This window comes from Mucilaginibacter sp. L3T2-6 (assembly GCF_030519355.1).
Taxonomy (GTDB): Bacteria; Bacteroidota; Bacteroidia; order Sphingobacteriales; family Sphingobacteriaceae; genus Mucilaginibacter.
On record NZ_JAUMKC010000019.1, the window covers coordinates 77,230 to 98,190 of the forward strand.

At 45.3% G+C, this 20,961-nt stretch carries 15 protein-coding genes; 9 read left to right on the forward strand and 6 right to left on the reverse strand.

Features of this window, described 5'->3' with window-relative positions:
- The first annotated feature begins 158 nt into the window (after window positions 1-158).
- Window positions 159-998 carry a hypothetical protein gene (locus tag Q3W13_RS19140; RefSeq protein ID WP_302866524.1) on the forward strand — a complete coding sequence of 280 codons (840 nt, stop codon included), beginning with the start codon at window positions 159-161 and terminating at the stop codon, window positions 996-998.
- 73 nt (window positions 999-1,071) lie between these two features.
- Here the strand turns inward: Q3W13_RS19140 and Q3W13_RS19145 are convergent, their stop codons facing one another.
- From Q3W13_RS19145 to Q3W13_RS19160, 4 genes are all read right to left on the reverse strand, one after another.
- On the reverse strand, window positions 1,072-1,743 hold the full coding sequence (locus Q3W13_RS19145; RefSeq protein WP_302866525.1) for a cytochrome b/b6 domain-containing protein: 672 nt from the start codon (window positions 1,741-1,743) through the stop codon (window positions 1,072-1,074).
- A gap of 82 nt (window positions 1,744-1,825) precedes the next feature.
- Complete coding sequence (locus Q3W13_RS19150; protein ID WP_302866526.1) at window positions 1,826-2,590, reverse strand: hypothetical protein; 765 nt, start codon at window positions 2,588-2,590, stop codon at window positions 1,826-1,828.
- Window positions 2,591-2,752: 162 nt separating this feature from the next.
- A complete protein-coding gene (locus tag Q3W13_RS19155) occupies window positions 2,753-3,892 on the reverse strand; it encodes a family 20 glycosylhydrolase (protein WP_302866527.1) in 1,140 nt (379 codons plus the stop codon).
- 212 nt (window positions 3,893-4,104) lie between these two features.
- Window positions 4,105-6,765 (reverse strand): DUF5686 and carboxypeptidase-like regulatory domain-containing protein, encoded by a 2,661-nt coding sequence (locus Q3W13_RS19160; RefSeq protein WP_302866528.1) that lies wholly within the window; start codon window positions 6,763-6,765, stop codon window positions 4,105-4,107.
- 281 nt (window positions 6,766-7,046) lie between these two features.
- Between Q3W13_RS19160 and Q3W13_RS19165 the strand changes: the two genes are divergently transcribed.
- From Q3W13_RS19165 to Q3W13_RS19175, 3 genes are all read left to right on the forward strand, one after another.
- Window positions 7,047-9,350 carry an ATP-dependent helicase gene (locus tag Q3W13_RS19165; RefSeq protein WP_302866529.1) on the forward strand — a complete coding sequence of 768 codons (2,304 nt, stop codon included), beginning with the start codon at window positions 7,047-7,049 and terminating at the stop codon, window positions 9,348-9,350.
- A 160-nt stretch (window positions 9,351-9,510) separates the two neighbouring features.
- The gene (locus Q3W13_RS19170) at window positions 9,511-9,879 is read left to right on the forward strand and encodes a helix-turn-helix domain-containing protein (protein ID WP_302866531.1); all 369 of its coding nucleotides are present in this window, start codon (window positions 9,511-9,513) and stop codon (window positions 9,877-9,879) included.
- A 198-nt stretch (window positions 9,880-10,077) separates the two neighbouring features.
- Window positions 10,078-10,371, forward strand: a complete 294-nt coding sequence (locus Q3W13_RS19175; protein WP_302866533.1) for a hypothetical protein — start codon at window positions 10,078-10,080, stop codon at window positions 10,369-10,371.
- Between the two features lie 305 nt (window positions 10,372-10,676).
- Here Q3W13_RS19175 and Q3W13_RS19180 read toward each other — a convergent pair whose 3' ends face one another.
- Window positions 10,677-12,113 carry a tetratricopeptide repeat protein gene (locus tag Q3W13_RS19180; RefSeq protein ID WP_302866535.1) on the reverse strand — a complete coding sequence of 479 codons (1,437 nt, stop codon included), beginning with the start codon at window positions 12,111-12,113 and terminating at the stop codon, window positions 10,677-10,679.
- A 542-nt stretch (window positions 12,114-12,655) separates the two neighbouring features.
- Here Q3W13_RS19180 and Q3W13_RS19185 point away from each other — a divergent pair.
- Entirely contained in the window at window positions 12,656-13,195 is a 540-nt protein-coding gene (locus tag Q3W13_RS19185) for a hypothetical protein (protein WP_302866536.1), read from the forward strand.
- Between the two features lie 343 nt (window positions 13,196-13,538).
- Window positions 13,539-14,912 carry a dipeptidase gene (locus Q3W13_RS19190; protein ID WP_302866538.1) on the forward strand — a complete coding sequence of 458 codons (1,374 nt, stop codon included), beginning with the start codon at window positions 13,539-13,541 and terminating at the stop codon, window positions 14,910-14,912.
- A 48-nt stretch (window positions 14,913-14,960) separates the two neighbouring features.
- Here Q3W13_RS19190 and Q3W13_RS19195 read toward each other — a convergent pair whose 3' ends face one another.
- Window positions 14,961-15,686, reverse strand: a complete 726-nt coding sequence (locus Q3W13_RS19195) for a glycosyltransferase family 2 protein (RefSeq protein ID WP_302866541.1) — start codon at window positions 15,684-15,686, stop codon at window positions 14,961-14,963.
- Window positions 15,687-15,778: 92 nt separating this feature from the next.
- Between Q3W13_RS19195 and pbpC the strand changes: the two genes are divergently transcribed.
- From pbpC to Q3W13_RS19210, 3 genes are all read left to right on the forward strand, one after another.
- A complete protein-coding gene (pbpC, locus tag Q3W13_RS19200) occupies window positions 15,779-18,085 on the forward strand; it encodes a penicillin-binding protein 1C (protein WP_302866542.1) in 2,307 nt (768 codons plus the stop codon).
- 342 nt (window positions 18,086-18,427) lie between these two features.
- Window positions 18,428-19,138 (forward strand): 3'-5' exonuclease, encoded by a 711-nt coding sequence (locus Q3W13_RS19205; RefSeq protein WP_302866543.1) that lies wholly within the window; start codon window positions 18,428-18,430, stop codon window positions 19,136-19,138.
- Window positions 19,114-20,844, forward strand: coding sequence for an ABC transporter ATP-binding protein (locus Q3W13_RS19210; RefSeq protein ID WP_302866544.1), 1,731 nt, complete (start codon window positions 19,114-19,116; stop codon window positions 20,842-20,844). The genes Q3W13_RS19205 and Q3W13_RS19210 overlap by 25 nt, the downstream gene beginning before the upstream one ends.
- Window positions 20,845-20,961 lie beyond the last annotated feature (117 nt).

Genomic DNA, 20,961 nt, shown 5'->3' on the forward strand with positions numbered 1-20,961 from the left:
AGTTTAAGTCGCGTAAAAATACGGTAGAAATAAGGGAATTTTCCTCTTGCCGGTTATGGCGTTCGCCTCTTATCTTTATATAGATATATATAACACCTGTTGATATAACCAACGGTAAAATAACAAACCCCATTATTAAACCATTAAAATCGCAGAAAATGTTAACCAAAAATCTGGCACTTATCAGTCAAAGCCGCTCAGTATCGGCAGACGACCTGAACGAAGTTGCAGCAGCACTTCAAAAACAGGTAAGCAGGGACGTGGCTCCTATCTGGGGCACAAAGGCAACCATAAACGTTTTTAAACATCTTAAATCGGTGCCCACGGGCTACTGGCCTGTTGTTATAAAAGACAATATACACCAGGCCGGAGCGGGCGGTTATCACTCCAAAAGACACAATCAGCCATTTGCACTAATACAAGCGGGCAACGACTGGGTGCTATCTACAGGCCACGAGGTGCTTGAAATGTTGATTGATCCATGGGGTAATCAAACTGTTGCTGCAGATTCACTAAAACCGGGTCAGGGACGCGTAATGTATTTGCTGGAAGCCTGTGACCCTTGTGAAGCCGGACAATTTGCGTACACCATTAACGGCATCACCGTGTCAGACTTTATAACCCCTAACTACCATGACCCGGTAGCATCGGCCTCTGTGCGTTATAGTTTCACAGGCTCTATAAAAAAGCCCCGGGAAGTGCTGCCCGGCGGTTATCTCAGTTGGTTCGATCCGGAAAGTCAGCAGATATGGCAAGCAATTAACCGTGGCAATGGGCTCGAATTTCGCGATCTGGGCACATCGCCAGGCGGATTTAGCCTAAGGCACTATGTTGACTCGCAAATGAGACTTAAACCTGTTTTTCCCGACGGCTATTCAGCAAGCCTTGCAGAAAGCAAATTACTTGGCAATACATCAGCTGCAACCCGGGAAAAATCTTCATCGGCCGCAGCGGATATTTGGGAGGAAGATATTAACAGCTTAACGCGCAACATTTAAGCCCAGCCGGAATCAGTTTATAGCTCCCGGAATAACCACGGGAGCTTTTGATTTAGCAAAATCAGCAAACTTATCATGACGCTTTACCGCCATTGATCATGTCTGAAGTAATACCACTGCTATCCTTTCTTTCTGCCAGTATTACGCCGGCAATATGTATTGCAATAAAGGTGAGTATGAGGTACATGGTGAACTGATGAACTTCCCTTATAGCGTGGATGGCCTTTAGCGCAGGCACATCGTCCTCAAAGGCGAGGCACAGGCCGGTTACCGCCATGATGATTATAAAAAGGTAAAAAATGGCGTATATGGTTTTAACCCAAAATTCATGCCTGGCTAATTCCCTATGCTGTTTTATCACCTGGTAGTCCTGGTAAGCAACTTTTATCTTGCGTATCAGTTTTTGGTCTGCGAGCTGAAAAAACTCAAGTATGATCCTGAATATGACCAGCGCTGCCAATGTATAGCCTAAATATGTATGCAATGCCCAAACCTTGTCTGTCAACTCGTGCGCTACTGAACGTGCCTGTTCATCCGTTACCGATGCGCCGGCCTCATGCAGCGTATCTTTTATAAACGCTGCATTTTTGCGTCCTTTTAAAAGAGTCGAATTGAGCAATACAGTTAACAATGAACCTGTTATAACAATAGCATTTAGCCAATGCCACAGCCGTAAAGGCGCTGAATATTTTTTTATTTGTTCCGGGTGCTCTACGTCTCTGCGTTTTGGTTCGATAACGGCCATATTTTTTAATTTAACTATGTAACTCTTTTTGGTAAGTAGTAACAACAAAATGTCCTTCCGGTTGGCGATAGATTACATTAAATTAAAACCTGCGGCCCAGAATAACTTTAAAGATAGATTTATCTGTCTCATCAGTAAGCCCGAAACCATAACCAGCGTTGAATTCCCAATTCGGACTAAAATTTAAATCAGTGGCGATAAATAACTGATGTTCTTCATCCCGGATTGGATAGTAATGAAAAAACGGACCAGTGCTACCATAATATTCAAGCCCGAGGGCAACTACTTTTGACACATCGTAACTTGCTTTTACATTGGGCGAAAAAATCATTCCGCTGTGTTGTTCCGGCCCTTTGAAGCTTTGCTCAAGCGTTGGATTTATAGCTACATACAGTGCGCCCCATTTCTTGTCAACTATCGGCCTGATCTCAAGGCTCGCAGTATTGGCATCATACTGTGCCTTTTGAAACCCGAACTCCATAGATATACTCACACCAACAGGCCATTTCCAGCTTTCCGGAACGGCTACCCGGGGACGAATATGTGAACCCACATAAGCCGTTCGGCCATCGCTGCCGATGGTATTAAAAAAATAAAACCCTGTTTCAAACCAGGGTGTCCAGCCATGGGTAATTTCAATAGTCTCATGGAAGACATGGTTGGTCGGCAATACGCCATCCACAACGGTTTTGCTTCCATCAAAGGTAAAATTGCTATGAAGTTCAAGCATTGTATGGCCCTTTTTAACAGTTTCAGAGCCATAAACCTGTATTTCGTAATTATCCTGAGCTTGCGCGGAAATAACAATAATAAATACAAAAAGAGCAGTAAGATAGTGTTTAAGCATAGTAACCAATTACGTTTTAAAACTAAAGTTAAAATCTGTATTAAAATTGAAGCATTTTTTTGTAGACGATACACGGCTCTCGCGCTTAATCCTGCTATTTGCAACTTACCTTTATTGGTAGACTGTCGGTAACAAAGTAAAGCGCCGGCTCGTGACACTTCATCATTGTTTGGTAGTTGCTTGCGCTGTTTGCTCGGCTTCCGCCATTTTTGCAAACATTACCCTAAAAGTATCCCAGGGCGTATTGTCGCCGTTTTGGGTGGCAACGGTTCGCCCGTAATAACCGTCCAGGAATTGCGGCGTAGTCGACCATATAGTTTCGGCAATGCCATAAAAACGCGGCTTCATTTCTTTGCCTGAAATTAATCGTGATTTGTAAAAGTTATCCACCTGGCTTAAGGCTACATTCGGGCGATTCCATGCACAGGTAACGACACGCAGCCCCTTCATAGCAAAATACACCGCGGTTTGATTGTCGCGGTCGTATTGCCAGTCGCAAATCACCACATCCCGGGGAATCATGTCGATAGCTTTCCAGGTATCGTTATAGCTGGCAGCCCATTGGCCTATGCCGGTAGTACGACCATCTATTAGGCGGTCGCCCCATATCCATAATTCACGCCCTTTCTCGGCGAGGTGATCGCGGATGGTTTGCACTTCATTAGCAAACAGAACAGCTTTGTCGCGACCTGCACAGCGAGGGCACTTAGTCTCGCCCAGGTAAAAAACCTCATCCATGCCTGCATGAAAGGCCTTTGCCTCAAACGCATCTAACACCTCATCCATCACATCAAAAACAATTTTATGCACACTGGGGTGCAGCGGGCAATAGCTCTTGCAATACAAACCGTCAGCATTGGGCCATTTGTATTCGGCAGGCGTGGCCGGCATTTTTATCCACGGGGTCTCATCAAATTCAGGATATACTTTTAATAAACTACCTAGTTTACTTGCCCATGATTGGTGACCCAATAAGTTAATCTGGGGAATGATGGCAATGTTATGATCCTTGCAAGCCGCAACGATCTTCTTGACATCCTTTTTTGAAAGGCAAATAGAGTCGCGCAGTTCCGGATGGATTTTAAACTCATAATTATAATCCACCCGAAGAATCAGCGTGTTCACCTTGCGCGGGGCCAGTTCTTCATTTATAAATTTCACAAAATCAGCGACACCGTTTGGCCGGGGGGCGGCTATCGCAAACCCTTTTACCTGGTATAGGCTGTCTGTAATTTGCTGGGCGGATACATTCAGGGCAATGATGCTTATTGAGGCAAGCATCAGTAATTTAAGCTTTTTCATTAGTTAAGGATTAAAAGGATCAACCGGCAACCTAAGTTAAAGCAAAATGGGCCGGGTTTTATATAACAGCAGCGTTTATTTAAGTACTGTAGTGTAAAAATAGTATGATAGTTCCCGGTTAGTCGCACAAACGATTCCTTGTAATAACAATCCGATAAGCCATTGTATATTGAAACGAAAATATTACACTGTCTCTCTCCTTTTTTCCTGATTTAAAAATCCGGATGGAAGCTGAACTTCACCCCATACCGCGACACACCGGGATGGTCGAGGTAGTTGAAGCGCCTGATGACATCCACCCGTAAAAACTTAAAGATGTTGCCTATGCCTACGCCGCCCTCAACGTATGGGGTGCTGCCAAGTGCGTAGGTGCCATAAGCGCCGTTGGTGGCTGGCGGCAGGCGGTAAAGGCCCCCGGTTTGGGTTGGGTCGTTTTCGGCACGCAGGCCGCCATACAAAATTTTGGCCGACAGGTATTCGCGCCACTTCAGGCGTTTGATGAGCGGTATGCGGTTCAGGAAAAAGCCGTTGAAGCTTTGGGTAAAGTTGATGCCTGCATAATGGTCGCTCACAAACTCAAGATAGTTCATGCCATTATAAAAATCGCGCTCATAGGCCAGCGACTGGTTAGCCGGGCTGATGTTCAGCAACGGAAAAGGCACTTTACCCTGCACATACCCGCCGATAGCAGTAACATCGGCAAAGCCAAACTGCCCGAAATAAAAGCGTTTGTACAGGTTAAGCCCGATGTCGGTATAGCTGTAGGAACCGTTCATAAAGCCCTTAATGCCGCGGTTAAGCTGCAGGTCAAAAATGGGGTATTTGCCGTGGGCGAAGTGCCGTTGCTCGGTGCCCTGCAATATAATTTCGTGCGGGGCATAGCGCAGGTGTACGTCAATTTCGCTGGTGGTAAGGTTATGCACCATGGTTCCGGCTGCATCATTCATCTGGTAAACCAGCTGCGCCGCCGGCGACTGGTTCCAGTTTTTAAAGGCGACGTTCCAGGAGAAATGGTTCTCGAAATCCTTTACATATTGCAGCTCGAAAATGCCGCTGTAAAGCCAGTAATTGGTCTTTCCGGTTTGGAACGAGGTAAAAGCAGCCTGCCTGTTGGTGATGGAAAAGGTATGCCCCGGCACATCCACATCATATAAATAGCTCACCTTAAAGTAGTCGTTAGGGAAACGGTAAGGCGAAGTTTTGTTGAGCGAGATATAGCCGACGGCGTCCACCTTGGCCTTTTTATCCTTTGTGCCGATGGCGGCGTATCCCTGCAAATAAAAGGTACTGTCGAACTTTGGCGTGGTGCGTGCCCCGCCTTCAAGTCTTATGCCCTCCTGGCTGTTAAACGAAAAGAACCTGCCTACCGGGCCTATCTGCACCTGGCCTGCATCGGCATATCCGCCAATAATGGTAGCTGCCCACCACATGGTACGCTTGTAAGAGGGCATTTGTGCCAGCCTGTTCATTTTGCCGTAAACCTGTTTCTGCTGCGGGGTCAGCGTGTCAGTACGATGCGCGGCCCAGTAAGCAGTATCGGCATTGTTGGCATGCGGCGCAATTTGCAGGGGCTTTCCGTCATAAAACATTTCGGGCTGCGGGGCGTCCAGCTTATAGTTGGTATAGCTCACCGTTCGCTGGCCCATGGCTCCCCAGCCTTTTGTTTTGGAGATACCGAAATCGGCAGTAACATCACTTTTGGTAAGGTAATACCTGCCGTTGGGCTGGTGCGCAAAGTCAAGCCGTATCCGCATACTGCGCATAAAGTTGATGTTGATATCCTTATTCACGTTCATCTCGCAGGCTGTAACGGCGTAATGCCCGTCGAGCGTAACCACCAGCTTTCCTTCAAATAGCTGATCGCCCTTCACACGCGGGGTAAAGGCAACTTCAATCTGCTTACCGGCAGGTGTGCTGATGGTATCAACTATAAAAAATTTATAATAATTGGGCGAGTGGTCGGCAATGGGGCTTAAAAACTGCTTATTAATGATAAAGAGGTTGTTTTGGTAGATGTCGGGATTATCGCCATACAGTCGGTTCACATATACGTTAAGCCCGGCGGTATCAATAAACTTAATAATGTTCACCTGCTTTTGGGCAGTTACCACCTGTATCTTTTTTTCGGGTTGTTTGCGGTAGTAAATCTCCGACAGTTTTTCGCCCTCGATAACGGGCAGCAGGGTTTTGCTATTACCGTTCTCATCGGTCACCGTATCCAGCATAAACCGGTACTTACTAAAAAACTTACCGTTAACAAACTTTGGCGAAAGGTCGAAAAAGGAAATTCCGGTGCGCTCGTACTGGTTATATTGCAAGTAGGCGGCTGCTTCCATCTGGTTTTCGGCCTTATGGTTAATGATCTGCTGGATAAGAGAAACTGCAGGGTTATCCTTGTTGCGGTACTTTTGTTTCCTGGCTGATGTGATCAGCACGCCCTTTAGCTGGGTCTGACTGCCATACATGCTTATATTCAACTCGTTAACCTGCTCCGGTTTAATTACTTTGGTTACCGGCTGGTACCCCACCTGCGAGAAGGTAACCTTTGTAAAAGCGCCGGGCTTGCTCAGCCGGAATCTCCCCAGCGAATCGGTACTGACGGCGTAGATGGTGCCGGTAAAACCTACGGTAACATACACCAGCGGCCTGCCGGTTGCAGCATCATAAACCCGCCCGGTAATGGTGGTTACTTTAACGGTATCAGCGGCGTCTTTAATGGTGTCGGTTTGCTGTGCGGCGGTGTTTAAGGCAAACAGGCACAAACACAGGCAGCCCGCTAACTTTAACGGGATACTAACCGGCCTTAAACGGTCAATGATACTTCTGTAATAATAAGCCGGTCCACATGCCCCAACCCAACGAATGCGTAACAAAGTAATAAACACTAAATAAGTAACAGGAACTAAACAAACGTATATGTGCACTATAAAGTATTATGGCCCAAATTTTTAAGGGTACCGGTTAGTTAAACCCGTATCAGGCGAAATATGTTTTAACAGATAATTCCGGGTACAACAAATCGTCCTCTCCAACAGCTTTTACCTTTAACCTTTCGCCGGCTCACGCCGTCACTGTTAATAACCTTTCCGCCTCCGCCCTTTCTGCTTTCGCCTAAAACGATTAATTTCGCCTTGCAGAAAAGAGGAAAAGAATATTGGACTACCTACAGGGATTGAACCCCGAACAAAGGGGAGCTGTTGAGCAGATTGACGGACCGGTGATGATTGTTGCAGGCGCAGGGTCGGGCAAAACACGCGTGATCACTTACCGCGTGGCGCACCTGATACGCAGCGGCGTGGATGCCTTTAATATACTGGTGCTTACGTTTACCAACAAGGCGGCTAAAGAAATGCGCGAGCGTATTACTAACCTGGTAGGCCCGGATGCCAAAAACATCTGGATGGGCACTTTTCACTCCGTTTTTGCCAAGATCCTGAGGGTTGAGGCTGACAAGATCGGCTACCCGAACAACTTCACCATTTACGATACCGACGACAGTAAAAGCGTTTTAAGGGCCATTATTAAAGAGATGAACCTCGACGATAAGCTGTACAATGTAAACTTTGTGCTCAACCGTATTTCGGCAGCCAAAAACAACCTGGTATCGTGGATGGAATACCAGCAGAACCCGCAGATACAGGCCGATGATATCGAGACCCGCAGGAACCTGATGGGCGCCATCTACCAAAATTATGTTGCCCGCTGCTACCGCGCCGGTGCGATGGATTTTGACGACCTGCTGTTTAAAACTAACGAGCTGCTGAAAACCCACCCTGAAGTTTTGAACAAATACCAGCATAAGTTTAAGTACCTGATGGTGGATGAGTACCAGGATACCAACTTTTCGCAGTACCTGATTGTAAAGAAACTGGCTGCAGTGAACGAGAATATTTGCGTGGTGGGCGACGATGCACAAAGTATCTACGCCTTCAGGGGCGCCAACATACAGAACATCCTGAACTTCGAGAAGGATTACCCGGATCTGAAGGTGTTTAAACTGGAGCAGAACTACCGCTCTACGCAAAATATCGTGAATATGGCTAACAGCATCATTGCCAATAATAAAGAGCAGCTGAAAAAGCGCGTGTTCAGCGAAAAAGAGAAGGGTGATAAGATAAAGGTGATGCGTGCCTACAGCGATAACGAGGAAGGCAAGCTGGTGGCCGAAGCTATTATGCAGGAACGCAGTACCAAAGGCCTTAAATGGAACGACTTTGCCATACTGTACCGCACCAACGCCCAGTCGCGCTCCATGGAGGAGGCTTTACGCAAGCAGGGCACGCCTTATAAAATATACGGAGGATTGTCCTTCTATCAGCGTAAGGAAATTAAGGATCTGATCGCTTATTTCAGGCTCACTTTCAATCCTGCCGATGAAGAAGCATTAAAACGCGTTATCAATTACCCCAAGCGCGGTATTGGCGACGCTACGGTAGATCAGTTAATTGTAGCAGCGGGGGCTAATAACATTACCTCGTTCGAAGTGATCATCAACGCACAGAAGTACCTGGACGGACGGACAGCTGCCAAAGTCTACGGCTTTGCCACCATGATCCAGAGCTTCCAGGTGATCACGCAAAACTTAGGCGCTTATGAAGCGGCCCTGCATATAGCGCAGCACTCCGGCTTGTTGAAGGACTTGTATGAGGATAAATCGGTAGAGGGTTTGAACCGTTATGAGAATATTCAGGAGCTTTTGAACGGTATCAAGGAGTTTTCGGAGCGCGAGGACATTGAAGAAAAAGGCCTCGATGTGTTTATGCAGGATGTGGCCCTGCTCACCAACGACGATAACGACAAGGACAAAAACGCCGATACGGTATCGCTGATGACGATTCATTCTTCCAAGGGATTGGAGTTTCCGCAGGTATACGTTGTGGGCTTGGAAGAGAATTTATTCCCGTCGCAGATGTCGCTTAACTCGCGCAGCGATTTGGAAGAAGAACGCCGGTTGTTTTATGTAGCCACTACCCGTGCTGAAAATAAACTTACCTTAAGCTATGCTACCTCCCGCTTTAAATTCGGTTCGCTGATAAACTGCGAGCCAAGCCGTTTTCTGGACGAAATTGACGCCCAATACCTGGAGCTTGATTTCACTGCGCGCCCAACCAGCAGCAATAACCCATTTTTTGCAGATGAGCGCAAGGCCTGGAGCAGCGGCCCGGGTTCACAAGGCAGTAATCGCCCATCTGCCGATACGTTTTCCAAACCGAAGGCCCCTCCTGTTAAAACTACATCTATATTAGCTAAAGCACATGTGCCAAGCGCCGGTTTTGCACCGTCAGACACATCAAACTTACAGGTTGGTATGGAAGTTGAACATGAAAGGTTCGGGTTCGGGAAGGTGATTAATCTTGAAGGGAATAAACCCGATATAAAGGCTACCATCTTCTTTAAGGAAATTGGCCAAAAGCAGTTGCTTTTAAAATTCGCGAAGCTTCGCATAGTTAACAATTAAGCAATTTTTTTCCTACCTCTGTAGAAATCATTCCCCAGTTTTCCCACCCGGTTAATTATTAAATCATTTAGCAAATGCGTATTGCCCATTAATTAATATGGCATAAGGTTTGAATGTTTACTTAAATCCATTTCTATAATTTAAACTATCGAGTAAACTCATGACTGAAAACCTTAAAAAGAAAACCAACAAAACTGTTGGCAAGAACATCCGCACCGTACGTCATCAGCGCGGCTGGAGCCAGGAAGATGTCGCAAATCGTTTGGGCATTTCCATTCCTGCATTCTCAAAAATCGAAACAGGTGTAACCGACATTAATTTGTCGCGTTTGGAACAGATCGCCAACATTTACGAAATCAACGTGGTGAATCTTTTAGCATTGGATGCTGAAGATACAGAACCACAGGTTTCTCATCTGAGCATTGCAGAGAAAAAGATACTGGACCGCGAGGCCGAAATTGCAAACCTGCAGCGAAAAGTGATTTTACTTTACGAAGAACTAAGGAACAGGATACCTGTTATGGCGTAATTTCTACAAGCACTGTTCATTAAACATTACATTAATGTCTAAACTATCAGGCGTTTAGAACACCTTTGTTTTGTTTTCCTTTTAACTTCATTCATACCCTACCCACTATATTACTCCAAAATTCGGCATGATATTAATTTATCTGCGTTTTTTGGAGTAATAATTGCAGCGACCTAAACACATCAACAGTTATCTGCCATGGCAAACTACCTGATATCGATCCCAAACAGTGGTACGGCGCAAGACGGTACTATCCACGACCCTTCAAGCAAATTGAAAGTTAAGGTTGTGCGTTTGCTTCAATCGACTATCGGTCCGTTAAAAGGCGAAAAAAGGTTTTTTGTTGACGCGAACGGCGAAATGCTTGCATTTGAAACTAAAGGCTACAATCAGCACCGTGAACTGCTGATCCTGCATATGATAGCCTGGTATTGTCTTTATCTTGGTTTAATTGAAGCCCAGATACATAGTAGCCTGCCATTAGCCGTATAACAGGGCGGGGTTTATTTTATAATTAAACGATAACTTGCTGTTAAATTTTAAGGCTCACGAGCAGGTGAATATACACTTGCTGTTAAACAAGCCATTCTTTTGATCCCTATATATAGATCATCCCATAGTTTTGCAGAAGCGCGGCCCGGTCTCCGCAATATATCAGGATAAACAGTAAAACCCTGGTGCATACACCAACACTACAGCTATAGGCTATGGCCTTTCGACTATAGACTATGAACTTCCGGCTTTCGACCATCGACTATGGACTATGGACTATGGACTATCGACTATCGACTATCGACTCAAAGGCTTGTCTTCACCGGATCATGCAGCATGTCGCTCATCTCGATGATTTTGTTATCGATCTCACCTACGCATTTGTTCATCATGCGGATACACTCTGGCTGGTCAACAAGGCCCTCTTTTTCCAGGTTCATTAACCCTTTAAGGGTGGCTATTGGTCCGCGTATCTGGTGCGACAGGTATGAAGAGTATTCGGAAAGCTTCTTATTTTTTATCTGCAGATCTTTGGTACGCTCATCAATTATTTCTTCAAGGTGATGGTTGATGCGGTCCAGGTTATCTTTCTGCCGCGATACCTCGTCGTTGAGGGTAGATAATTGCTCATTGGTTTTGGCTTTGCGTTTTACGTTGCTTACCAACAAGCCTACCAGCACCAGTAATAAGCCAGCTACAATGGTAACGGCCCAAAACTTTATACGGTCGTTAGCCTGGCGTTGCAGTAATATCTCAGTTTTTCGTTGAGCATCCTGCTGTTTCACCTGCTCCTCCATCATTTTTATCTGCGTGGAAGCGCCCTGTTTAAAGTTAAGACTGTCTTTGGTGTAGATATTACGCAGATAGCGCAAGGCTTTTTCGTAATTCTTGCGTTTGGATTCAAGCTGGTAGCTGGTATACTCAAAATCCGACTTCATCTTATCGCTTTTTATCATACCTGCGTACACAGTGCCCTCTTCAATGGCTTTATTAGCTTCCGCAAATTTCTCCTGAGCGATGTATTGTTCGGCAAGTATCAGGTCGATACCGGCAACTACCTCATTCAAATCCAGCTGATGTGCCGCCTTATTTGCTTTCAGCAATAACTCCTCAGCCTTGTCGTACTGATGCAGGTTGAAGTACATCAGGCCTTTATTTTGCATCAATTGAACGATATTGGTAGAATCTTTTAGTTTATTATAAAGGGCACTGCTTTTTTCGTAATAGATCAACGCCTGGTTAAAGCTGTTCTTATGGTAATAAACAGTACCCATGTTGTTGTACACACCGGCCATCAGTGCCTCATCAGAAAGCTGTTTTGCTATAACGAGGGTCTTATTAAAAAACTCCAGGGAGAGATCGTAATCGGTATAGCGGTAGAGGTTACCTATATTATTATAAACTTTACCCTGGCTGGCCAGGTCCTTAAGCTGCTGGAAATAATTTAGGGCCGTGAGGTAGTTATTTATTGCCTTTACGGATTCGTCCAGGTAATAATAACCGATGCCTATTACACGGTAAGCCTCAGCCATGCCGGGTACATAGTTAAGCTTTTTCGCCATTGCCAGGGCTTTCTTTCCATCGGCGATGGTTTGTTCAGGGCTGGTCAAACGCATGTCAAACCCCTGCTTATTCAGCTGTATTACGCTGGTTGTATCATCTGCAGCAAGCGTCTTTGTGCCGTCGGCAAAAGCCATGCCTGCAAATAAAATACTGAAGACAAGTAACAGGAATTTGTTCATCAGGGACTATTACGTTCAAAAGTGAATTAGGGTTATATTTTATTTTCAATTAATCGGCATTGAAAATAATAATCGTTTCAATTAAAAAAATCGCCACTTTATTTGTTTTTTTAAAAAGTATTATATACTTTTGAGGCTGATAAATTATTTGACATCGAAGTCAGATTGATAGAGGGGTTTTGGGTAAAGCTATTTAGCGTTTTGCCAACATGTATGCTCTGTTCTAAAATCAATACTAACTTCCTGGAATTAGCACTTTGAAACAATGGTATTTTTCATTCGGACGAGTTATTTCGTTCGGGTGTTTTGTCGTCTCCATACAAATGTGGCCGGCAAAACTGTGAGAATGAAAACCATTTTACCATTGCTTCCTGAGGCGTTAAAAAAGCCTTGCTGCTAGCCCTCCATACCGGTGTTTTCTACGCTTTGTACGCAAAATCTATTAAAAAGATACGCGTGGATACAACTAATTTATCAGCATAATTAGCATACAATAAATTAGCATATCATTAAATTTTAAACAAAATCGTTAAACACTCAGTATGAAAAAATTATTATTTTCAGCAGTAGTAGTTTTAAGCGCGGCATCTCTCTCAAGCTCTATGCACGCTAAAAACGTAACTGCAAATCAGGTTGTTGCCGACAAACACAACACTGGCAGCTCTGATTTCTCAGACAAGCACAACACCGGTAGCTCTGACTTGTACGACAAGCACAACACCGGCAGTTCTGACTTCGCTTACGACAAGCACAACACTGGTAGCTCTGATTTTGCAGACAAGCACAACACCGGTAGCTCTGACTTGTTCGATAAACACAATACCGGCAGCTCTGACCTGTATGACAAGCACAATACCGGCAGCTCTGACTTTGCTTACGACAAGCACAATACCGGCAGCTCTGATTTTTCAGACAAACATAACACCGGCAGCTCTGACTTGTTAGACAAGCATAATACCGGTAGCTCGGATTTAGCTTATGACAAGCACAACACCGGCAGCTCTGACTTTTCAGACAAGCACAATACTGGCAGCTCTGACTTGTTAGACAAGCACAACACCGGCAGTTCAGATTTAGCTTAAGTTTTAAGCACCATCATACAGCATTTAGCTGGCTATTTTTAGCCTTAATGGCTGTATTTTGTCTGAATTTTATACTGAAGTATATCTTTAACCAATATTGCAAAACAGCTTCCAATTTCCGGGGCTGTTTTTTTTTTTGCGCAGGCAATTACATTTATTGTCTTATCTGTTTTAATTTGTGTCGCTTTAGCGAACGGACGAACACTTCAAAAGCCGTAAGTGGCTGATCGGCAAATTGAGTCCTCTAACTCAAAAAGGTATTGTTGCCGGATATTTTAATCTTTCCCTGCCCAGGGTTCGCCTTTTATACTTCCGTTGCTATATTTGCTTCAAATTATCAACCATGCAGCATATTACCGCTTATATCGATCAAAACAAGGAACGCTTACTGGATGAGCTTTTTGCCCTGCTCCGTTTTCCGTCTGTTAGCGCAGACCCTAAATATAAGGCTGACGTGTTAAAAACGGCAGAATTTGTAGCACAAAAACTACGGGAAAGCGGTGCTGATGAGGTTGAGGTATGCCAAACGGCCGGCTACCCGATCGTTTATGGCGAGAAGATAATTGATTCCTCCAGGCCCACAGTATTGGTTTACGGCCATTATGATGTACAACCGCCGGATCCGCTGGAACTTTGGAAAACCCCTCCTTTTGAGCCCACTGTTCGTGACGGTAAGATCTATGCCCGTGGCGCCTGCGATGATAAAGGTCAATTCTATATGCATGTTAAGGCCTTTGAGCTCATGATGCAAACCAACACTTTGCCTTGCAATATCAAATTTATGATCGAGGGTGAAGAGGAAGTGGGGTCAAACAACCTGGGTATTTTTGTAAAGCAAAATAAAGAAAGGCTAAAGGCTGATGTTGTGCTCATATCAGACACGGCTATGATCAGTATGGAGCACCCATCGCTGGAGACAGGGCTGCGCGGCCTCTCCTATCTTGAAGTAGAAGTAACCGGTCCTAACCGCGACCTGCATTCGGGTGTTTATGGCGGTGCAGTAGCCAATCCGGCAACCATCCTGGCAAAAATGATCGCCTCGCTGCATGATGAGAATAACCATATCACCATCCCTGGCTTTTACGATAAGGTAATTGAATTAACCGAAGCCGAGCGTAAAGCGATAAACAATGCGCCTTATGACGAGGATGAATATAAAAAGGATCTTGATGTGACCGAACTTTGGGGCGAAACAGGTTACACTACCTTTGAACGCACCGGAACCCGCCCTACCCTCGAGGTAAACGGTATTTGGGGAGGCTACACAGGCGAAGGAGCAAAAACCGTATTGCCCTCTAAAGCCTTCGCAAAAATTTCGATGAGGCTGGTGCCCAATCAGGTTTCGGACGAGATTACAGAATTGTTTACCAAACACTTCGAAAGCATCGCTCCGAAATCGGTTAAGGTGACTGTTAAGCCACACCATGGCGGCGAACCCGTTGTAACACCGACTGACAGCATTGCTTATCGTGCTGCTGAGAAAGCAATTACAGAATCTTTCGGCAAAGCACCTATACCAACCCGCGGTGGTGGCAGCATACCTATTGTCGCTTTATTCGAAGCAGAGCTGGGTATAAAAACTGTTTTGATGGGCTTCGGGCTGGATAGCGACGCACTCCACTCGCCAAATGAAAAATACGACATCTTTAACTATTACAAAGGGATTGAAACCATTCCGCTCTTCCATAAATATTTTGCGGAATTAAGCGCGGAGTAAAGGCGGGATAGAACCAGGGACATGTGGAACACATGAAACAAATGATTATCAATTGGCTTTAAACAGCCCGTATTTCAATATACAGTAAATTGCGCGGACGCCATCCTTCCATCCTATCTTCTTTCCTTCTTCATAGGTGCGGCCATAGTAGGATATGCCAACCTCATAAATACGTATTTTGGGAATGCGCGCTACCTTTTGCGTTACTTCCGGTTCAAACCCAAAACGCTGCTCGGTGAGTTTAATGGACTGTATCATTTTTGTATCGAATAGTTTATAGCAGGTCTCCATATCAGTCAGGTTTAAATTACTGAACATGTTCGACGCAAACGTGAGCCAGCGGTTGCCAATGGTATGCCAAAAAAACAGGATACGGTGCGGGTTGCTGCCCATAAAGCGCGAGCCGTAAACCACATCAGCAAAACCGGCGCACACTGGCCTTAACAGGTCGTTGTATTCGGCCGGGTCGTACTCCAAATCGGCGTCCTGGATGATAAGATATTCACCGGTAGCTTTGGCAATACCGGTATGCAGGGCGGCGCCTTTGCCCTTGTTATATTCGTGCTTGTAATAGCTGATGGGTAATTCCGGATTTTCGCGTTGATAGGTAAAAATGGCTTCTTCGGTATTGTCTTTAGAAAAATCGTTAACGATGATAACTTCCTTTTGGATGTCTTCAATCAGATCAACAGCTTTGATTTTATTTAAAATTAAATGTATGGTATTACCTTCGTTGTAAGCCGGGATAATAATTGATAACTTTCCTATCTTCATTCCAACAAATGCGACTGGGTTTAAATCGAGCTAAAACTTTCCTGAAAAAACCAAAAGTAATAATAATACTCACGATTTTATTGGGACTGCTGATGCTGTTCTGGTTTTGCCTGCCCAAACCCATGTTTAATAGCCCAACCTCATATGTTATAGATGACGCGGACGGCCAATTACTCGGCGCTGCAATTGCTTCTGACGGGCAATGGCGTTTCCCGCATAACGCCAGCGTGCCTCAAAAGTTTAAACAGTGCATCATGGCCTTTGAGGATAAGCGCTTTATGCACCATCCGGGTGTCGATATTTTTGCTTTAGCTCGGGCTGTGAAGCAAAACTTTCACTCTGGCAAAGTAACCAGCGGCGGCAGCACCATTACTATGCAGGTTATCCGCCTGGCAACAAAACATAAACGCAACCTATGGAACAAACTGAAAGAAATTTTTATGGCACTGCGGTTAGAAGCCGGTTACACCAAAGATGAAATACTATCCCTGTATGCCAGTAACGCGCCCTTTGGCACCAATGTTATCGGCCTTGACGCGGCTTCATGGCGTTATTTTGGCCGCAGCCCGGATAAATTGTCATGGGGAGAAATGGCGGCGATGGCCGTGCTGCCTAACTCGCCATCGCTTGTACATCCGGGCAAAAACCGGTTGATACTGTTAAAAAAGCGCAATTTATTGCTGGACAAGCTCTATCACCAGGGCGTAATCGATTCAACAACGGCGGTGTTGGCCAAATTTGAGCCGGTACCCGACAGGCCGGTAGCATTACCCCAGCTCGCTCCTCACCTGCTGCAGCGGTTTAAAAGAGACAACGAAACCACGATACATGGCGATACCCGTTTAAAAACAACTATCAAAGCAACGCTGCAGCAACAGGTTAGCGACGTACTGGAGCGGCATCACCAGGTTTTAAAATCGAACGAAATAAACAATATCGCTGCTGTTGTGCTGGATGTGGAAACCGGCGCAGCGCTGGCATATGCGGGAAACATTTCTCACCCGGAAGATCCCGAAATGGAAAGCGATGTCGACGTGGCAGATGCGCCGCGCAGTCCGGGCAGTACGCTCAAGCCTTTACTGTATGCCAATATGCTTCATGACGGGCTTTTGCTGCCAAACAGCCTTATGCCGGATATCCCTACACAAATTGCAGGCTATCACCCGGAGAACTTTGACCTGGGTTACGATGGTGCAGTTCCGGCATCAAGGGCCTTGTCCCGTTCGTTAAATGTGCCGGCCGTAAAGATGCTGCAGCAGTTTAAATACGAGCGTTTTTACGATGTGCTGCGCAAAATGGGCATTACCACGCTGAAAAAACCTGCAGACCATTACGGTCTCTCGCTGATATTAGGCGGAGGTGAAAATACATTATGGGAACTCGTCGGCGCCTATGCAGATATGGCGCGTGTACTTAATCATTACAACAAGTACAAAGGCAAATACGACCCGGCAGATTATCATAACCCTATTTATAACCAGATTGAAAACCATCAGCCCGAATTAGAAAAAAATGGACTCCTGGATGCGGGTTCCATATATTATACGCTGCAAGCCATGGAAGAAGTAATGCGCCCGGGCGAGGAAATGCTTTGGCAGCAGTTCAGCTCGAGCCAGCGCATTGCCTGGAAAACAGGCACCAGTTTTGGCTTCCGCGATGGTTGGGCAATAGGAATCACCCCTAAATATGTGGTGGGTGTTTGGGTAGGCAATACCGATGGCGAAGGGAGGCCTAACCTCACCGGCATCAATACCGCAGCCCCGATACTTTTTGAAATTTTCCGTCTGCTGCCTGTAACACTTGATTGGTTTGAGATGCCCGTAAGCGACATGGTAAAGATCAAAGTATGCCGGCAAAGCGGCTACCGTGCAGGTCAGTATTGCGATGATACGGATGAAATATGGGTACCCAAAAGCGGGTTGAAAGCGCCGGTTTGCCCCTATCATCAGTTGGTACATTTAAGTGCCGATGGCAAATGGCAGGTAACGGGTAATTGTGTCCCGCCTAATCAAATCATCAATAAAACCTGGTTTGTGCTGCCGCCTTCTATGGAGTATTATTACAAAACCAAAAACTACCAATACCGGGTTTTACCCCCTTTCAGACCAGATTGCGCACAGGCAGAAAGCTCACAGCCGATGGAAGTTATCTATCCTAAAGACGGCGCTAAAATATATGTACCCCTGGAGGCTGACGGTACCCGGGGCAGGGTGATTTTCAATGCCGCACACCGGCAGGCAGGCGTGAAAATTTTTTGGTATGTGGATGATAAATATATGGGCGAAACCAGGGGTTTTCACCAATTCGCACTTAATCCCACGGCAGGTAAACACTTGCTCACTTTAGTTGACGGTAACGGTAACACGGTACGGTTGGGATTTGAGGTATTGGAAAAATAGTTTCCAGGTTTCACTATAAAGATGGTTTCAGGTGAAACCTTACCGAAACAATTAAATAACTTATTATCAATTACTTAAAGTAAGGTTACAGTTAAAAACTGTAAAGTACCTGTAAACCTTTTTTATCAGCACGATTCAATATTATGCGCCGGAGTTCGGTTTGGACGGACGCTGTAACAGGCACATTGGATTCAGATAGTTTCCAGGCATATTATTTGAAGCACGCAATCGTTTATTGGTTCAATTGTAATATTTATTGTTCTATGTTAAAAAACTGCCGGCTGCTCACTCTAAACTGCCAACTGATTACATATATTGCTCAAAAAATCGAACTCAAAAGAAATGCTCGAACAATACGACCTTCATAACCTGATGGTAATCGACATTGAAACCGTGCCGCAATACAGCAGTCACGATCAAATGCCGGAGGTTTTTCAAAAACTTTGGGATACTAAAACGCAACACCAGCGCAAAGAGGAAACGGCTGAAGCATTTTACGAGCGTGCTGGTATCTGGGCGGAATTTGGGAAGATCATCTGTATTTCGATGGGTATCTTTACCAATGGCCGCGTAACCGGGTTAAGGGTAAAATCTATTGCATCGCACGATGAAAAAGAACTGCTGGAAAAATTTGCCTCGATATTGAATAATCAGCCGCCCAGCCTGATACTTTGTGCGCATAACGGAAAGGAGTTCGATTTTCCATACATCTGTCGCCGCATGCTGGTAAATGGTGTAAAGATTCCCTCGCAATTAGAACTGTCCGGTAAAAAGCCCTGGGAAATAAATCACCTGGATACCATGGAGCTATGGAAATTCGGCGATTATAAAAATTACACCTCGCTTAGCCTGCTTACGGCCATCTTTAATATACCCACTCCTAAAGATGATATTGACGGAAGCATGGTGGGCAGTGTATACTGGAACGAAAATGATCTTGACCGCATTTGCACCTATTGCCAGAAAGATGTGATAGCCACCGCCCAATTGCTGAAACGATATCGCGGCGAAGATTTGATACCGGATGAATGCATTACCATAGTAACCCCCTGATGCTGCAGGTAAATAATCTTTCCGTTAAGTTTAAAACACAAAATGGCCTGTTCGACGCGGTTAAAGGCATTTCATTCCATCTTAAAAAGGGAGAAACAATCGGCATCGTCGGCGAGTCGGGTTCCGGCAAATCGGTAACTTCGCTGGCACTGATGCGTTTGCTGGATGGAAACCAGGCACAAATTAACGGTGCAGTACAGCTAAATGATATAAGTTTGTGCGGACTGACTGAAAGCGAGATGCGCCAAATCCGCGGTAACCAAATGGCGATGATCTTCCAGGAACCCATGACCTCGCTCAACCCGGTACTAACCTGCGGTTATCAAATAACGGAGGCAATTCAGCTCCATCTTAAAACCACCAAAGCGGAAGCAAAAAAACGCACTATCGATCTGTTTAAGGAAGTGCAGCTGCCCAGGCCGGAAGCAATTTTCGACAGCTATCCGCATCAAATCTCCGGAGGGCAGAAACAGCGCGTCATGATCGCCATGGCGCTTTGCTGTAACCCGGAAATACTGATAGCCGACGAGCCCACTACCGCGCTGGATGTTACCGTTCAAAAAACTATCATCGAGTTGTTGCTGAAATTAAAGGCCGAACGCAATATGAGCCTTATTTTCATCTCGCATGATTTAGGTGTTATCAGCGAAATTGCCGACCGCGTACTGGTGATGTATAAAGGCGAAGTGGTTGAGGAAGCTACAGTAAAACAACTATTTAATCAGCCAAAACATCCTTACACCAGGGGGTTACTGGCTTGTCGCCCGGTACCGGAATTACATTTAAAGAAATTGCCGGTAATCGCTGATTTTCTTGACCGGCACGATGGAAAGCATCAAAGCATCAGGCATATACGCGAAAGCCTGAGTTATAAACCGGCCGAAATAACAGATCGTAAAAATCGTTTGTACAACCAGGAACCATTGTTGAAAATCAATCAACTAAGCACATGGTTCCCGACCAAAGGCGGATTTTTCAATCGCGATAAATCTGTAGTAAAGGCTGTGAACGAGGTTAGCTTTGAAGTGTTTCCCGGAGAAACATTAGGGTTGGTCGGCGAATCAGGCTGCGGTAAAACAACCCTGGGGCGAAGCATACTGAGGTTGATAGAGCCCACTTCGGGCAGCATTGAGTTCGGTGGTATTGATTTGCGTAACCTGAATAAAGACGACCTGCGGGACATCAGGAAAGATATTCAGATTATTTTCCAGGATCCTTACTCCTCTTTAAACCCAAGGCTTACTGTCGGCGCATCATTGATGGAGCCGCTGCAGGTGCACCGGTTCTACGCCAACGATACAAAAAGAAAAAAGAAAGTACTGGAACTGCTGGAACGGGTTAACTTATTGCCCGGACATTTTAACCGCTATCCTCATGAGTTTTCAGGCGGCCAGCGACAGCGTATCGTAGTAGCCCGCGCATTGGCACTGCAGCCAAAGTTTATAATTTGTGATGAATCCGTTTCGGCGCTGGATGTTTCGGTACAGGCACAGGTTTTAAACCTGATTCGTGAATTGCAGGATGAATTGAATCTGACTTATATTTTCATCTCGCATGATTTAGCGGTTATTAAGCATATTTCAGACAGGATGATGGTGATGAATAAGGGAAAGATTGTAGAGATGGGTGATCCGGAGGAAATATATCATCGGCCGAAGGAAGAATATACCAAACGGCTAATCGCATCGATACCCGGCACATTTTGATAAAACACGGAGAGCCAAGATGCGTCGCGTCGTCCCCATGACGATTATATCAACACATCCCAAGGCGCGTGTTAAACTGCATTATTGAGCGATATCTATTAATTTCAGGTTATCAAA

Coding starts and splice junctions, on each gene's coding strand:
- Q3W13_RS19140 (WP_302866524.1), top strand. CDS start 159: ATGTTAACCAAAAATCTGGCACTTATCAGTCAAAGCCGCTCAGTATCG.
- Q3W13_RS19145 (WP_302866525.1), bottom strand. CDS start 1,743: ATGGCCGTTATCGAACCAAAACGCAGAGACGTAGAGCACCCGGAACAA.
- Q3W13_RS19150 (WP_302866526.1), bottom strand. CDS start 2,590: ATGCTTAAACACTATCTTACTGCTCTTTTTGTATTTATTATTGTTATT.
- Q3W13_RS19155 (WP_302866527.1), bottom strand. CDS start 3,892: ATGAAAAAGCTTAAATTACTGATGCTTGCCTCAATAAGCATCATTGCC.
- Q3W13_RS19170 (WP_302866531.1), top strand. CDS start 9,511: ATGACTGAAAACCTTAAAAAGAAAACCAACAAAACTGTTGGCAAGAAC.
- Q3W13_RS19175 (WP_302866533.1), top strand. CDS start 10,078: ATGGCAAACTACCTGATATCGATCCCAAACAGTGGTACGGCGCAAGAC.
- Q3W13_RS19180 (WP_302866535.1), bottom strand. CDS start 12,113: ATGAACAAATTCCTGTTACTTGTCTTCAGTATTTTATTTGCAGGCATG.
- Q3W13_RS19185 (WP_302866536.1), top strand. CDS start 12,656: ATGAAAAAATTATTATTTTCAGCAGTAGTAGTTTTAAGCGCGGCATCT.
- Q3W13_RS19190 (WP_302866538.1), top strand. CDS start 13,539: ATGCAGCATATTACCGCTTATATCGATCAAAACAAGGAACGCTTACTG.
- Q3W13_RS19195 (WP_302866541.1), bottom strand. CDS start 15,686: ATGAAGATAGGAAAGTTATCAATTATTATCCCGGCTTACAACGAAGGT.
- pbpC (WP_302866542.1), top strand. CDS start 15,779: ATGCTGTTCTGGTTTTGCCTGCCCAAACCCATGTTTAATAGCCCAACC.
- Q3W13_RS19205 (WP_302866543.1), top strand. CDS start 18,428: ATGCTCGAACAATACGACCTTCATAACCTGATGGTAATCGACATTGAA.
- Q3W13_RS19210 (WP_302866544.1), top strand. CDS start 19,114: ATGCATTACCATAGTAACCCCCTGATGCTGCAGGTAAATAATCTTTCC.